The sequence below is a fragment of the Acinetobacter sp. 802_lipA genome, from assembly GCF_058242885.1.
The window spans coordinates 1041927-1055481 of record NZ_JBZAYP010000001.1 but is presented as its reverse complement, the minus strand read 5'-3'; the positions used below and the strand labels follow the sequence as shown (position 1 = coordinate 1055481).

At 38.7% G+C, this 13555-nt stretch carries 13 protein-coding genes and 3 pseudogenes; 10 read left to right on the top strand and 6 right to left on the bottom strand.

The window, feature by feature from the left end:
* Positions 1 to 449: 449 nt before the first annotated feature.
* On the bottom strand, positions 450 to 1382 hold the full coding sequence (locus tag AC4CU3_RS05425) for an IS5 family transposase (protein ID WP_081405714.1): 933 nt from the start codon (positions 1380 to 1382) through the stop codon (positions 450 to 452).
* Between the two features lie 109 nt (positions 1383 to 1491).
* On the opposite strand from AC4CU3_RS05425, the gene AC4CU3_RS05420 reads away from it, so the two are divergent.
* The gene (locus AC4CU3_RS05420; RefSeq protein WP_490737998.1) at positions 1492 to 2517 is read left to right on the top strand and encodes an IS30-like element ISAba125 family transposase; all 1026 of its coding nucleotides are present in this window, start codon (positions 1492 to 1494) and stop codon (positions 2515 to 2517) included.
* A gap of 240 nt (positions 2518 to 2757) precedes the next feature.
* On the opposite strand, the pseudogene AC4CU3_RS05415 reads toward AC4CU3_RS05420, so the two are convergent.
* The 3 genes and pseudogenes from AC4CU3_RS05415 to AC4CU3_RS05405 all read right to left on the bottom strand — a co-directional run.
* Positions 2758 to 3417: pseudogene (locus AC4CU3_RS05415) on the bottom strand (IS982 family transposase); the annotation flags it as partial.
* A gap of 15 nt (positions 3418 to 3432) precedes the next feature.
* Positions 3433 to 4461, bottom strand: coding sequence for an IS701-like element ISAba11 family transposase (locus tag AC4CU3_RS05410; RefSeq protein WP_490738041.1), 1029 nt, complete (start codon positions 4459 to 4461; stop codon positions 3433 to 3435).
* A 56-nt stretch (positions 4462 to 4517) separates the two neighbouring features.
* Positions 4518 to 4739 (bottom strand): annotated as a pseudogene (locus AC4CU3_RS05405) (IS982 family transposase); the annotation flags it as partial.
* Positions 4740 to 4913: 174 nt separating this feature from the next.
* Here AC4CU3_RS05405 and AC4CU3_RS05400 point away from each other — a divergent pair.
* The 3 genes and pseudogenes from AC4CU3_RS05400 (at position 4914) to AC4CU3_RS05390 (ending at position 6318) form a co-directional block, all read left to right on the top strand.
* A pseudogene (locus AC4CU3_RS05400) lies at positions 4914 to 5679 on the top strand (IS5-like element ISAba31 family transposase).
* Positions 5680 to 6000, top strand: coding sequence for a hypothetical protein (locus tag AC4CU3_RS05395; RefSeq protein ID WP_279045224.1), 321 nt, complete (start codon positions 5680 to 5682; stop codon positions 5998 to 6000).
* Positions 6001 to 6006: 6 nt separating this feature from the next.
* Positions 6007 to 6318: an ankyrin repeat domain-containing protein gene (locus AC4CU3_RS05390; RefSeq protein ID WP_005400219.1), complete on the top strand. Its 312-nt coding sequence runs from the start codon at positions 6007 to 6009 to the stop codon at positions 6316 to 6318.
* A 59-nt stretch (positions 6319 to 6377) separates the two neighbouring features.
* Here the strand turns inward: AC4CU3_RS05390 and AC4CU3_RS05385 are convergent, their stop codons facing one another.
* On the bottom strand, positions 6378 to 6932 hold the full coding sequence (locus AC4CU3_RS05385; protein WP_005400218.1) for a protease: 555 nt from the start codon (positions 6930 to 6932) through the stop codon (positions 6378 to 6380).
* Positions 6933 to 7258: 326 nt separating this feature from the next.
* Here AC4CU3_RS05385 and AC4CU3_RS05380 point away from each other — a divergent pair, with 326 nt between their 5' ends.
* The 5 genes from AC4CU3_RS05380 (at position 7259) to hisG (ending at position 11569) form a co-directional block, all read left to right on the top strand.
* On the top strand, positions 7259 to 8713 hold the full coding sequence (locus tag AC4CU3_RS05380) for an RNA polymerase factor sigma-54 (protein ID WP_005400217.1): 1455 nt from the start codon (positions 7259 to 7261) through the stop codon (positions 8711 to 8713).
* A 171-nt stretch (positions 8714 to 8884) separates the two neighbouring features.
* Positions 8885 to 9217, top strand: a complete 333-nt coding sequence (gene hpf / locus AC4CU3_RS05375) for a ribosome hibernation-promoting factor, HPF/YfiA family (protein WP_004695021.1) — start codon at positions 8885 to 8887, stop codon at positions 9215 to 9217.
* A gap of 136 nt (positions 9218 to 9353) precedes the next feature.
* On the top strand, positions 9354 to 9605 hold the full coding sequence (ibaG, locus tag AC4CU3_RS05370; protein WP_004695019.1) for a BolA family iron metabolism protein IbaG: 252 nt from the start codon (positions 9354 to 9356) through the stop codon (positions 9603 to 9605).
* Positions 9606 to 9611: 6 nt separating this feature from the next.
* Positions 9612 to 10871 carry a UDP-N-acetylglucosamine 1-carboxyvinyltransferase gene (gene murA, locus AC4CU3_RS05365; protein WP_005400214.1) on the top strand — a complete coding sequence of 420 codons (1260 nt, stop codon included), beginning with the start codon at positions 9612 to 9614 and terminating at the stop codon, positions 10869 to 10871.
* Positions 10868 to 11569 (top strand): ATP phosphoribosyltransferase, encoded by a 702-nt coding sequence (gene hisG, locus AC4CU3_RS05360; RefSeq protein ID WP_004984172.1) that lies wholly within the window; start codon positions 10868 to 10870, stop codon positions 11567 to 11569. Before murA ends, hisG begins: the two co-directional genes overlap by 4 nt.
* A gap of 74 nt (positions 11570 to 11643) precedes the next feature.
* Here the strand turns inward: hisG and AC4CU3_RS05355 are convergent, their stop codons facing one another.
* Positions 11644 to 11988, bottom strand: a complete 345-nt coding sequence (locus AC4CU3_RS05355; RefSeq protein ID WP_005400212.1) for a nuclear transport factor 2 family protein — start codon at positions 11986 to 11988, stop codon at positions 11644 to 11646.
* A 175-nt stretch (positions 11989 to 12163) separates the two neighbouring features.
* Here AC4CU3_RS05355 and hisD point away from each other — a divergent pair, with 175 nt between their 5' ends.
* On the top strand, positions 12164 to 13465 hold the full coding sequence (gene hisD, locus AC4CU3_RS05350) for a histidinol dehydrogenase (RefSeq protein WP_171054223.1): 1302 nt from the start codon (positions 12164 to 12166) through the stop codon (positions 13463 to 13465).
* Positions 13466 to 13555 lie beyond the last annotated feature (90 nt).

The following is a 13555-nucleotide window of genomic DNA, read 5'->3' as shown; positions in this document are numbered from 1 at the left end:
CAATCGTCTAATTGAGATTTATCGTAATTAAATAAAACATCCTAAATAGTCATAATTATTATTTAAATGAACCTTTCTATACTTATTTTTCTTTTTTACTATCAGTTAATTTTTACTATCAACTAAATACTATATTTTTATCTAATTTAAATTAGGCCTTTATTGGTAATTATTATTTTATTTCATATCAGAAAGACAAGTGTTAATGGTTGGTTTTATTTATTTTTAATGCGAATTAAATCATTTATTTAGACTAATGTTGAATTTTTATATCACTATAAATTGTGTGAATATAACACCAAATTACTTTGGTGAATGACTTCTGTTTGGGCTGGATTAGCACATTATAAAAACTGAAGGGCGCTAGTTAAAGTGCAATGCAACAATAGCTCATAGGGGCTTTGTTGCACAAAGATTTGAAATGCAAAGCGCCCCTAATTGAGCTAAATTTAAGGCGTAACTTGGGTAAGTGGTCGACCTAATTCCGTAAATCTGTTAAGGACTGCTACACGTGCATGGATTTCATTCACTTGGCTATCAAAACTCCTTGCGCTGAGTTTATCTCCTAATAATTTGATGCAATGCATCTTAGTTTCAACCAAACTTCGCCGATGATAGCCTGACCATTTTTTCCATAGTGTCCTGCCTAAACGTTTAATTGTTCGAAGTAATTCATTTCGCTCTAGCGAGCTACTCTTTGTATCTTTCCATGGTTTCGCATTTTTTCTAGGTGGAATCACCGCATGCCCTTGCCGATCTGCAATGACCTGACGGCATTGCTTGGTGTCATAAGCTCCATCGGTATAAACAGAGTCAATCCGCTCATCTTGTGGAATCTGATTAAGTAAATCACCAAGCACCTGTGAATCACTGACATTATTGGTTGTAAGCTGAACTGCTCGTATTTGCAGGGTTTTAGCATCTATACCAATATGAAGTTTACGCCATTGGCGACGATATTCAGGTCCATGTTTCTTGCGTTTCCATTCGCCCTCACCTAGAAACTTCATGCCTGTAGAGTCCATGAGTAGATGCAGCCCATCGCTACTTTTTTGGTAGCTGATTACAATATCAATATGCTTTTGTCTTCTACAAAGCGTGGTGTAATCTGGAGCTATCCAATTTAATCCGCAAAGTTTAATCAGACTTTGCACAAAGCCAGTGACCATACGTAAAGACAGACGGAATAAGGATTTAATCATTAAGCAGCATTGGATGGCTGCGTCGGAGTAGGTTTGATTTCGCCCTTGTTTGCCTTTTGATGGCGCATACCATTGCGTAGCAGGATCAAACCAAATGGCAATATTTCCGCGACTCATGAGTGCTCGGTTATATGCGGGCCAATTGGTTGTGCGGTAGATTTTGTGTGTAGGCTTCTTCATTTGAAAATTATATCGCTGAAAAACCCTTTACAGATAGGTTTGTGCAACAAAGCTCGGCAGAGTAAAACTTGAAGTGCGACATAAACCACCTAATTAATTTAAAGAGTTTATGGAGTATATAAAATTGTCATACCATCATCTTAACTTTGAAGATCGTACTGCATTAATGCTTGAGTCAAGAAAAGAAGGCTTTTCAGCCAGAAAATTTGCTGAACTCATTAAAAGACATCCTAGTACGATCTATCGTGAGCTTAAAAGAAATAGCATCAATGACGTTTATCAAGCTCAATATGCTTCTGATAACACCTTCGCTAGACGTAGACGTGGTCACATAAAACTCAAAATCGATTCAATCCTCTGGAAATTTATTGTTGAAGCGATCCGTTGTTTATGGTCTCCTCAGCAAATAGCAAAGCGTTTAAAGACATTTCCTGATTTGGATCAAACAATGAATGTAAGCCATACAACGATTTATTCAACGATACGAGCATTACCAAAGGGTGAGCTGAAAAAAGACTTACTATCCTGTCTGCGACATGAAAATAAAAAGCGAAAAGCTAACGGTGAACCTAAAAAAGATTCTATATTACAGGATATTAAAACTATTCATGAGCGCCCAACCGAAGTTCAAGAAAGAAAAATACCGGGTCATTGGGAAGCCGATTTAATTAAAGGTAAAGACAATAAAAGTTCGATAGCAACACTTATTGAACGAAATACACGGCTCTGTATCTTGGCAACATTACCTGATGCAAAGGCAGAATCAGTGCGCAAGGCTTTAACTGAAGCTCTGAAATATTTACCCGCAGAACTGCGTAAAACATTGACCTATGACCGTGGACGTGAGATGTCAGAACATAAAATCCTCGAAGAAGATTTAGGCATAGATGTATATTTCTGTGACCCACATTCGCCATGGCAGAAAGGCACATGCGAAAATATGAATGGTTTAATTAGGCAATATTTACCTAAAGGGATTGATTTAAACCAGGCAGATCAGCATTATTTAAATCAAGTTGCCATGTCACTGAATACTCGCCCTAGAAAAGCGTTAGATTGGCTTACACCATTAGAGAAATTTGCTCAGCTTGTTGATTATCATAAGGCTTTTGAAACTGTCGCACCTCATGTTTGAATTCGCCCTCTTTCATATATGAGATCAGTCTTAAAAAATCAAAAACTGGAAATGATGATTTCCCAAAATTAGTTGAAAATGGTAAAGAGAAAAAATATTTAATGTCCATTCAATTAGAACTTTATTTGAAAATTTTTTAATTATTTTAGAAAATAACCGTGATTCTATATATAGTAGAACAGGATGTAAATGGTTTGACATTCCTGAAGAAATACCTATATTAATTAACCCGAATCCTGTTTAAGCTAATGATTCCATAATTTGAATTTTTGGCTTATTTCGTTGGGTTAATTGATATGCGCATAACGATGCGTAAATCCCACTTAGAAATCCATGAATACTCCGTGCTTTACTCGTCACTAAATTGTATTGACCTTTCAATAAGCTGAATAACGTTTCTATTTTATTGCGCTGTTTTAAGTGATATTCATCTGATGTACAGAGTTGAACAGACTGCATATTCTTTCGATGATAGGTAATCAAATCAATACCTTGACTTTTTAATCTGCTTTTTAACTCTTGGCTGATATAGCCACGATCCGCATAAAGCCTTGCTTCTAAACCATCAACATCAACTAAATGCTAAACCATTTTTATGTCAGACACATGTCCATTAGATAAAGCAGAACAAGTGATTTCCCCCAATTGATTCATCGCGATATGTAATTTACAGCCATAAAACCAGCCCATCGAGCTTTTACCACGTGATGCAATTTTGGCTAATGATTTATGGCGTTGAATCCGTTGATTTTTACAGACAGGTAAAGTAGTTGAATCAATCCATAAATATTAGCTGTGTTGGCCTTTCATTAAGGCGGCATGTAAAGCATGTAGTGCCAATTGATGCATATTGATGAGATGAATCATCCGTTGGTAGCAGGGTAAATTTTTAAATAAATTAGGACTTACGCACTATTATTTATAGATTCTCTGTGGTAGCAGATGATTTTTATCGAGAATAAAGTCATCAATGAAGTTTTTGATCATTGGTCTAAATAATTTCTTCTGCCAACGATATACATTTTCAAAGATCCGCTCAAACTGGTTCTTTTGTATCTCGACGTAGGCCATCAAGGCTGAAAAAATATGATTCAAAATCAGTTTAGATCGTCTTACTTGAAACTTTTCAATATGACAAACCTGTTTAATCACTCGGTGATATTGTTCTATTTTCCAATGACTTGAATGTAATTCATGAAAACCCTCAAAGGACAATAAATCATCTTCATCTTGATGCACAATATAAAACCTCTGCTGTTCTTTTAACTGAGTCTTAAATAATTGTACAAAGCCAAAATCTTTGAGCCAGACCACTTGACCCTGATGGAAATTTGGCAATAAACGCAGTTGAAACCATTGTCCTTTTTCTGGGGAAACCTTACGGTTACAGTCGATACCAAACATAAATCGAATACCATATTTTCTTATGGTTTTTAGATTTCCAGTCGATGAATACCAACTATCACCTGTAATAAATTGAATCTTTGCACCCCAACTGAGTACTTCACTTAACATATCCATAAAGTAATCATTCTTGGTTTTACTTTCAGATTTGTCATAAATTCGGAAATTAATTGGAATATTTTGACCATTTTGATCTGTCGCATACAAGGTAATGAGATTAATACCCTTGACGGATCGGTGGTGTTTGCCTGACCAAAAATAGCTAACCAAGTCCATATGCTGACTATACGGTTTATCTAAAACAGTATCATCAATACTGACTATAAGTTTATTATTATCAATATGTTGAATTGCTTCTTGATATAGGTCGTGAGGTGTGTAGTCTTCACGCTCTAGAAAGCGATTTACACTATCATGCGAGATGTTATAAGTCTCGGCAAGTTGTGTGCAGCTAATAGAGTTCGGTTCTGTCATGAGAAAGCCCATATAAATGGGTAGTGTACAAGTTGCTGTAGAAGCATTTTTAATTCGTCTGATCACAGATACTTTATAAAGTATTTTAATACTTTTTTGAATCCGTCAATGCGTAAGTCCTATAAATGATTTTTATCCTGTTTCAACCATGAAAAGAATGCTTTGAAATTGTTGATATGAGAACACTTATACCAAATGGCGATAAAATTGATTTCTGAGATACTCAATTGGGCTGGTCGAATTTTTACAGAATGACGACATTGTTTGAGAAATTTCCAATAAGTTGCTTCAAATTTAAGAAAGAAATCATCGATTACGCAGAATAATTCGGTACTATTGAACATCAGGACTAGAGCTTTAAGTTTAGTGTGGTAACTCAACTGATGGCTCTAGTTCCTTTATTTTTCAAGTCAATTTCTTATCCGCGATTCGGGTTAATTAGGGTGTGTTGACACTTTTAGCTTAAAAAATAGCGAAGTAGTAAAATCAAATCGCCAAACCCAATTTTACTATTCGCTATGCCTCGTACCATGCTGACAGATCAACACTGGCAAAAGTTGAAAGTTATTCTGCGTAATTTATCCATTCACCACAACTCAAATTTACGCAATTTTATTGAAGCTATTCTCTATAGAATTAGAACAGGCTGTCCGTGGCGAGATATTCCTTCTTGTTTTGGTCATTCAAACTCTATTTTCAAACGTTTTAATCGTTGGTCAAGCAGCGGTAAGTTACTTAGATTATTCAAATTACTAGCCTCATGCCCCGATATGGAGTGGATTTTTATTGATGGCTCTCATGTACGTGCTCATCAACATTCTGCCGGCATAGCGAATCAATCTATTTCTAAAAGTGTAGGAGGAAACTCCTCAAAAATACATTTGATTGTTGATGCACATGGCAATCCTATTGATTTCATGATTACCGATGGAACCACACATGATGTTAAAGTTGCACCTGATTTAATATCAACATTAGATTTAAAAGAGACAAAAGTGGTATGTGCAGATAAAGGCTATGATTCAGAACCACTGCGTGAACAGATCAGGAAAACAGGGACTAAAGCGAATATACCAAAGAAAACAAATAGCCAATCGAACAATGACCATATGGACTGGTATTTATATAAAATCAGGCATTTAGTTGAAAATATGTTTTGTAGATTAAAGCAATTTAGAGGAATAGCTACTCGATATGACAAGCTCAAAAGAAATTATCAAAGTTCTGTTGCTTTAGCCTGTATATTTTTATGGCTACCTTTATAGGGTTAATTATGAACAGTAAATGTCAACAGACCCTAATAAACTAGAAGAATATGATAGTAATTCAACTATGTTTAGATATCCTATTAGTATGGATAAAAATTTAGATTATCAAAAATCTACTTTTAAAAAATGTAATCTTGTTAAAGGAAAAACTCCAAAAGAGTTGAAAAGTGAATCAAAATCTAAGATTTTCTTACTTGTTCATAATGGGAACGATGAAATCATCGAATCATACGTAAGCGATAATGAAGTGTTAAGTGAGATTCATGAAGTTCTAAAAGAGTTATCTGAACAGTTATCAGGATTACACTTTGGTCTGAAATTCGATTTAATTAGGTAACTTATTATGAAACTCAACTCATTCTCCCCAATTCCTGAAAACGATGATGAACTGCATTTACCTGAACTGGTGTATTGGGCATCTTTAGGTGAACTCGCTGAAGTAGAAAAAAGTCTCGCCAATGGTGTAGATGTGAACTCGACAGATGATGAAGGCTATAGCGCACTTCAAGCGGCGACTGAAAATGGCTATCTAGATGTAGTGAAACTACTGGTTGAAAAAGGTGCGAATGTCGACTACAAAGGTGAATACACAGCGCTTCAACTGGCTGAAATGGCAGAACAAGTAGAAATTATTGAATATTTAAAAAGTCTGTAACTTTTAAAAATGAATAAAAGAGCCTGCTCAATATCAGGCTCTTTTTGTTTTATGGAGTCTTAAACGGACGAATTGGATTCAAGTTCTTTCAATATTGCTTTATTAAAAGCGGGAAGGTCTTCTGGATTGCGTGAACTGATGAGTGTCCAGCCACTTGCATAACATGTGTGAACGGCCTCATCGACCCACATAGCACCTGCATTTTCCAGATCGAGTCTTATATTCTTATGCGAAGTCAGATGCTTAGTTTTAATCTGTTCAGCTTTAATCAAAACTAAAGGTGCATGACAAATCACAGCTATCGGTTTGGCTTGGTTGCTAAAACTTTGGATAATTTCGAGCGCTTTGGGATGTTGGCGTAATAAATCAGTATTAACTGTACCGCCGGGGATAATCAGCAAGTCGTAGTCGTCATAATGAACATGATCCAAATCGACGTCTGGAGGATAGCTTGCTGCCGATTCTGAGTCCATTTTAACAGTTCGAACTTCGCTAGCTTCAATCGCGGCATGAATGCATTCTATGCCTTTGGACTGTAGAAAATGGAGAGGCTGAATTAGCTCATCATGTTCTACGCCTACATTTGAGGTTATGAACAATACTTTTTGAGTCATATAAACCCCCTAAAAAATGTCTATGCTTTAGCCTAACAAAGCAGAATGATTCAGATGTTTTGATTTAACGGACTCTTGTAAGTAAGTGAAAGCAGCCGATGTAGTGTTTCGTGTAACTTTAGTCTGTGTGAAGGTATTAATGATCCTTTTCAATAATTGATATGCACTAAGAACATCCATAAAGTCTAAAACTATGTAGGAAATGAAAAAACAATCTGCTCAAAAAATGTAGGTTTTTTGAATTTTCTATGCTATAAAAAATAAACGGCACAAAAATTGCTTATAAAGCGTGCTTTAAAAATAGTTGTATTGACGAGTAGGGTTTTATGAAGTTATCGGTTGGATTGAAAGTTTCGAACTCTTTGTCGCTAACCCCCCAATTACAACAAGCTATTCGATTGCTTCAATTATCGAGCCTTGAACTTGAACAGGAAATTCAGATTCAACTCGACAGCAACCCGCTCTTAGAAAAAGTAGAAGAACAGTCATCTATCGAAAGCTTATCCAGTGTGCAAGAACAAGAACAGGATAAGAAAGATTTGACCAACGAACTCAACGCCGACCATTTACCCGATGATTTACCAGTCGATACCGACTGGGATGATGTCTATACGCATCAACCGACCAGTTTGGGCGCAGCAGAATTTGAAGAACGAGAAGATAATCGCCAAGGTCATTTGGGCTTAAAAGAGCATATGTTGGAGCAAATTAATCTGTTGCATTTTTCGCAAGTAGATATGTTGATTGCTTATTGCATTATTGACTCTTTGGACGATAAAGGTTTTTTAGACAGTGATATTTCAGAAATAACGACTTCAGTTCAACATCTTTTAACAAGCATGGACTATGACGACGAAGTCGAAGATGACGAAGTGGTTGTGGTGCTCAAGCATATTCAGCGTTTAGACCCACTTGGCGTTGGGGCGCGGAATCTTGCAGAGTGCTTAATGGTACAGTTGGAAGCCTTGCCGATGCAGACCGCGTGTCGAAATGATGCTATGAATCTGCTGAAAAACTATGAACTATTGATCAGCAATGAACTAGCGAAACTGATTAAACAAACGGGTTTAAATCAAGAGCAGCTCAAGTGCGCGGTTGATTTATTGAAAACGCTAAAAGCGCATCCAGGGCTTGAGTTTGAAGATAAAGACTCAGATTATCAAATTCCTGATGTCGTAGTAATGAAGAAAAACGAACAATGGCAAGTGGCTTTAAATCCTGATGTGATGCCAAAACTTCGTGTGAACTCGTTTTATGCCAATATGATTAAGCGTGCTGATCAAAGTGAAGATAATCAGTACTTACGTAATCAAATGTTGGATGCGAAGAACTTTATTAAAAGTGTCGATGAACGCCATAAAACTTTACTGAAAGTGGCGACGTGTATCATTGAACATCAGCGTGCATTTTTAGAAATTGGTGCTGAAGGGATGAAGCCTTTGGTACTTCGGGATATTGCAGAAGAAGTTGAATTGCATGAGTCGACCGTTTCTCGGGTGACCACCAACAAATATATGCTGACGCCACGCGGCTTGTTCGAGTTGAAATATTTCTTTTCAAGCCATGTGGGGACTACGTCAGGCGGTGAAGCATCTTCAACTGCAATTCGCGCCAAGATTAAAAAATTGATTGCTGAAGAGAATGCACGTAAGCCTTTGTCTGATAACGCAATTGCCAATCTGTTAAAGGACGATGGAATTGATGTAGCGCGTCGGACAGTGGCAAAGTATCGTGAATCGTTACATATTCCGTCATCTTCTGAACGAAAAGTCTTGATCTAAAATTTAAAATCTGACTATTCTAGAGGTTCATTATGACAACATAATGAACCTCTTTTTTCTTTAAGGAATAGCGAAAATGATTTGATGTTTCTATGCGCGCTGGTTATTTTGCAGTCATTAAATCGTCTTAGCTTTTCCTCATTAATCCTAATGAAGGTGAGGGATAGATATATGCAAATAACAATTCGTGGACATCATTTGAGCATTACCCCAGCTATTGAAGATACCATTCGCTGCAAATTTGCAGAAATGACCAAGCATATTGATCAGGTGAACAGTATGCAGGTGAAATTAACCAAGGATCATCAGGTCGATAAACATACTAAAAAAGGCAGTAGCAATCATATTGCAGAAGCAATTATCCGTTTGCCGGGCATTGAATTTTTTGCTCAGGCTTCAGCAGATGATATGTATACGTCGATTAAAAAATTATCAGAAAAACTAAAAAGACAGCTCGATAAGCACCGTAAAATGCAGCAAGTTTACCAACCGATCGCCATTTAGTTTGATTTTTATGCAAAAAGAGGTTTTTTAAAACCTCTTTTTTTATATATAAAGTGTGCGGGTTTATGATTTATTTTTCAGATTTATAGTAAAATGGCAGGTTTTTACACCGTTGGTCCTATAAGAGGTCTTTGTGATGAATAGTGAACAGCTCACTGAAATTTTAAAAGCTGCTTTTCCTGAAGCTGAAGTTGCAGTTAGTGGGCAAGGCGGAAAGTTTGACTTACGTATTGTCGACGACCAATTCGAAGGCAAACGTCCTGTTGCACGTCAGCAAGCTGTTTATGCACCATTAAATTCTTATATCGCAAGTGGCGAAGTGCATGCGGTGACTATTCGTGCAATGACTAAAGAAGAATGGCGTAAAGCAAGCTTATTCGGAGCTTAAAATTAGATGGATAAATTTTTAATTCAAGGTGGCACTAAGCTCGAAGGCGAAGTTCGTATTTCGGGTGCTAAAAATGCTGCCTTGCCGTTGCTTGCAGCAATGATTTTGCCTGAAACCCCAACCAAGCTCACCAACGTGCCGCATTTAAAAGATGTAAATACCTTGGTGCAGTTGATTGGTGGTCTAGGCATTACCATGACCTACGAAGGCGACACGGTTACTGCGGATACTTCAACACTAGATAATCAGTTTGCACCGTATGAGCTGGTGAAAACCATGCGTGCATCTATTTTAGTGCTGGGTCCATTGGTGGCGCGCTATGGTAGTGCAAAAGTATCTTTGCCGGGTGGATGTGCGATTGGCTCGCGCCCAGTCGATCAACATTTAAAAGCTTTAGAAGCTTTAGGTGCAGAGATTGAAGTTGAAGCGGGTTATGTACACGCTAAAGTTGATGGCCGTCTGAAAGGTGGCGAAGTTATTTTTGATATGGTGACCGTGGGTGGCACCGAAAATATCTTAATGGCTGCGGCATTGGCCGAAGGCGTGACTACGATTCGTAATGCGGCACGTGAACCTGAAATTACGGACCTTGCGAAAATGTTGATCGCGATGGGTGCAAAAATTGAAGGATTAGACACAGATACCTTAGTGGTAACAGGTGTTGAAAAACTACATGGCTGTGAATACGCTGTGGTTGCTGACCGTATTGAAACAGGTTCGTATTTGGCTGCTGCGGCCATTACTGGTGGTCGTGTAAAAACCACACATACTGATCCAACTTTGATGGAATCGGTCTTAGAAAAGTTTGAAGAAATGGGCGCGGAAGTGACCCGTGGTGATGATTGGATTGAACTGGATATGATGGGTAAACGCCCGAAAGCAGTGAGTTTCCAAACGCTTCCACATCCTGATTTCCCAACTGATATGCAAGCACAGATTATGGCGGTCAATGCCATTGGTCGTGGTTTTGCCACCATTTCTGAAACGATTTTTGAAAATCGTTTTATGCATGTACCTGAATTGTCACGTATGGGTGCCAATATTCAGGTCGAAGGTAATGATGCTGTCGTGACGGGTGTAGAGAAACTTTCTGCAGCACCTGTGATGGCAACAGATTTACGTGCTTCTTTCTCTCTAGTGTTAGCTGCACTTGCTGCTGATGGTGAGACGCTGATTGATCGTATCTATCATATTGACCGCGGTTATGAAGATGTCGAAGCGAAATTACAAGGTATAGGCGCCCAAATTAAGCGAGTAAGTTCATGAGCGATATGAGAAACGATGATCCAAATTTTGATGTAATGGGCAATTTTGATCATGGTTTAACATTGGCATTGAGTAAAGGTCGTATTTTAAAAGAAACCCTGCCTTTACTTGAAACGGCTGGAATTAACTTACTGGAAGATCCTGATAAGTCACGTAAGTTAATTTTCCCAACCACCCATAAACAAGTCCGTATTTTAATTTTACGTGCTTCTGACGTACCCACCTATGTGGAAAATGGTGCGGCTGATATTGGTGTTGCGGGCAAAGACGTGCTTATGGAACATGGAGCACAAAACGTTTATGAACCACTCGATCTAAAAATCGCAGTATGTAAACTGATGACTGCAGGCAAAGTTGGCATGGAGCGTCCCAAAGGGCGTTTAAAAATTGCCACTAAATACGTAAACTTAACCCGTCAGTACTATGCAAGCTTAGGTGAGCAAGTCGATGTAATTAAGTTGTACGGTTCAATGGAACTTGCACCGTTGGTGGGTTTGGGCGATTACATTGTTGACGTGGTCGATACTGGGAATACTTTACGTGCCAATGGTTTAGAACCTTTGGAAGAAATTTGTAAAGTGTCTTCACGTCTGATCGTGAACAAGGCAAGTTTCAAACGTAAGCAAGCATTGTTAAACCCAATTCTTGCACAGTTAGAAACAGCAGTCGCTGAACGTGAAGCGTTAAAAAACAAATAAGTTGATCTTTTTTGTTTAAAGAAACCGCTATCGATGATGGCGGTTTTTTTGTACCTGCTCATTTTTTAATATTTTTATTGGATTGAAATACAATAGGATTGAATTTGGGCCAGTTGATTCAAATTGTTAAAATTATAGACATCACAAGCAGAAATTCGGGATGTCTGCTGGGTGTCATGAAATTGCGCTTCACCTTGAACAATCACATGATGACCCGTTTCATGAATTGCTTGAATATGGAACTCATGTGCGACGGTCGAAAAATAATGTTCGATAGACTGGCAATGCTTGAGCACTTGATCAAAACCTGACAGCTGTTGTTCACCTACAATTTCCCATGTAATGGTTTGTGAAAAATGCTGTTGGATTCGGCTAAATTGCCCCGTTGAAAAGTAGGTGGCTATGTCCGTGAGGGGCATCTCGTTTTGCCTGTTTTTTAGTCATGTTTAATAATTCTAGTTTAAAAATCATAGTCACATTCATTTCCCGATGAAGTTAAAAGTAATTTTTCATTACACTCCGTGTTTAGCTGGAGGATTGTTGCCCACAAAATACAGGAAACAAGGTAAACTAAAGCTTCCCTTTATTTTCATTGTGGATAAATTGATGCGACGTTTATCGACTCAAGATCAGAACTTTAAACAAGTCTTTGCTGATTTGTTGGCTTTTGAAACCGTGAGTGACCCAGAACTTTTAAAAACCGTAGATCAAATCATCGCTGATGTTCGTCAGCATGGTAATGCTCATGTTCTTAAACTCACTCAACAGTTCGATCGACATCCCGCGCATCAATTCTCAGATTTAGAACTGACCCAAGAACAATTAAAAACCGCTTTTGATGGTTTGAGTACCGAAGTCCGCGAGGCGTTAGAGCTCGCTGCAAACCGTATTCGTGAGTTTCACCAAGCGCAAAAACAAGAAGGCTGGACCTATGTGGATGCCTTGGGGAACACACTTGGGCAAAAAGTAACGCCTTTAGATCGCGTTGGTATTTATGTGCCGGGTGGTTTGGCATCTTATCCGTCGTCTGTACTGATGAATGCTGTGCCTGCGCATGTGGCGGGTGTGCCTGAAATTATTATGGTGGTGCCTGCACCAAATGGTGAGTTGAATCCATTGGTATTAGCATCCGCTTATTTGGCTGGTGTCAGCCGTGTCTTTACCATTGGTGGGGCACAAGCGGTTGCGGCTTTAGCCTATGGTACAGAAACGATTCCAGCGGTGGATAAGATTACGGGGCCGGGCAACCGTTTTGTCGCGGCTGCGAAACGTGCAGTATTCGGACAAGTCGGTATCGACATGATTGCAGGGCCATCTGAAATTTTAGTTTATGCTGAAGGCGTGAATAACGCACAGTGGTTGGCAATGGATTTATTGTCCCAAGCTGAACACGATACTGTGGCGCAAGCAGTGTTTATCACATCGGATGAACAGCTGTTAAATGAAGTAGAACTGGCTATTGAAGCGCATTTGCAAGCGTTACCTAAAGCGGAGATTGCGCGTACTTCAATTGCCAATCGTGGCGCATTAGTGCTTGTGAAAGACCGCGCTGAAGCAGTTGAGCTGATTAATCAAGTGGCGCCTGAGCATTTAGAGCTTTGCCTAGACGAAGCGCAGGAAATGGCTGAACATATTCGCCATGCCGGTGCGATTTTTATGGGGAGATATACCCCTGAAGCGATTGGTGATTATTGTGCAGGCCCGAACCACGTGTTACCTACCTCGGGTACGGCACGCTTTTCTTCGCCGCTGGGTGTATACGATTTCCAAAAGCGTTCAAGTTTGATTATGTGCTCTGAGCAAGGTGTGAAAACTTTGGCGAAAACCGCAGATATATTAGCGCAACAAGAAAACTTAGATGCGCATGCGCGTTCGGCACGTTATCGTTATCAATAATATAAATTTAGATCCCTCATTTGTTCAGTAATGAATGTTCCTCTCCCTATGGGAGAGGTTAGGAGAGGGGAAAATATTTAATTCAGTTTG

Bases quoted from the DNA above. Each gene is read 5' to 3' on its own strand.
- AC4CU3_RS05425 (WP_081405714.1), bottom strand. From the start codon at position 1,382: ATGAAGAAGCCTACACACAAAATCTACCGCACAACCAATTGGCCCGCA.
- AC4CU3_RS05420 (WP_490737998.1), top strand. From the start codon at position 1,492: ATGGAGTATATAAAATTGTCATACCATCATCTTAACTTTGAAGATCGT.
- AC4CU3_RS05395 (WP_279045224.1), top strand. From the start codon at position 5,680: ATGTCAACAGACCCTAATAAACTAGAAGAATATGATAGTAATTCAACT.
- AC4CU3_RS05390 (WP_005400219.1), top strand. From the start codon at position 6,007: ATGAAACTCAACTCATTCTCCCCAATTCCTGAAAACGATGATGAACTG.
- AC4CU3_RS05385 (WP_005400218.1), bottom strand. From the start codon at position 6,932: ATGACTCAAAAAGTATTGTTCATAACCTCAAATGTAGGCGTAGAACAT.
- AC4CU3_RS05380 (WP_005400217.1), top strand. From the start codon at position 7,259: ATGAAGTTATCGGTTGGATTGAAAGTTTCGAACTCTTTGTCGCTAACC.
- hpf (WP_004695021.1), top strand. From the start codon at position 8,885: ATGCAAATAACAATTCGTGGACATCATTTGAGCATTACCCCAGCTATT.
- ibaG (WP_004695019.1), top strand. From the start codon at position 9,354: ATGAATAGTGAACAGCTCACTGAAATTTTAAAAGCTGCTTTTCCTGAA.
- murA (WP_005400214.1), top strand. From the start codon at position 9,612: ATGGATAAATTTTTAATTCAAGGTGGCACTAAGCTCGAAGGCGAAGTT.
- hisG (WP_004984172.1), top strand. From the start codon at position 10,868: ATGAGCGATATGAGAAACGATGATCCAAATTTTGATGTAATGGGCAAT.
- AC4CU3_RS05355 (WP_005400212.1), bottom strand. From the start codon at position 11,988: ATGCCCCTCACGGACATAGCCACCTACTTTTCAACGGGGCAATTTAGC.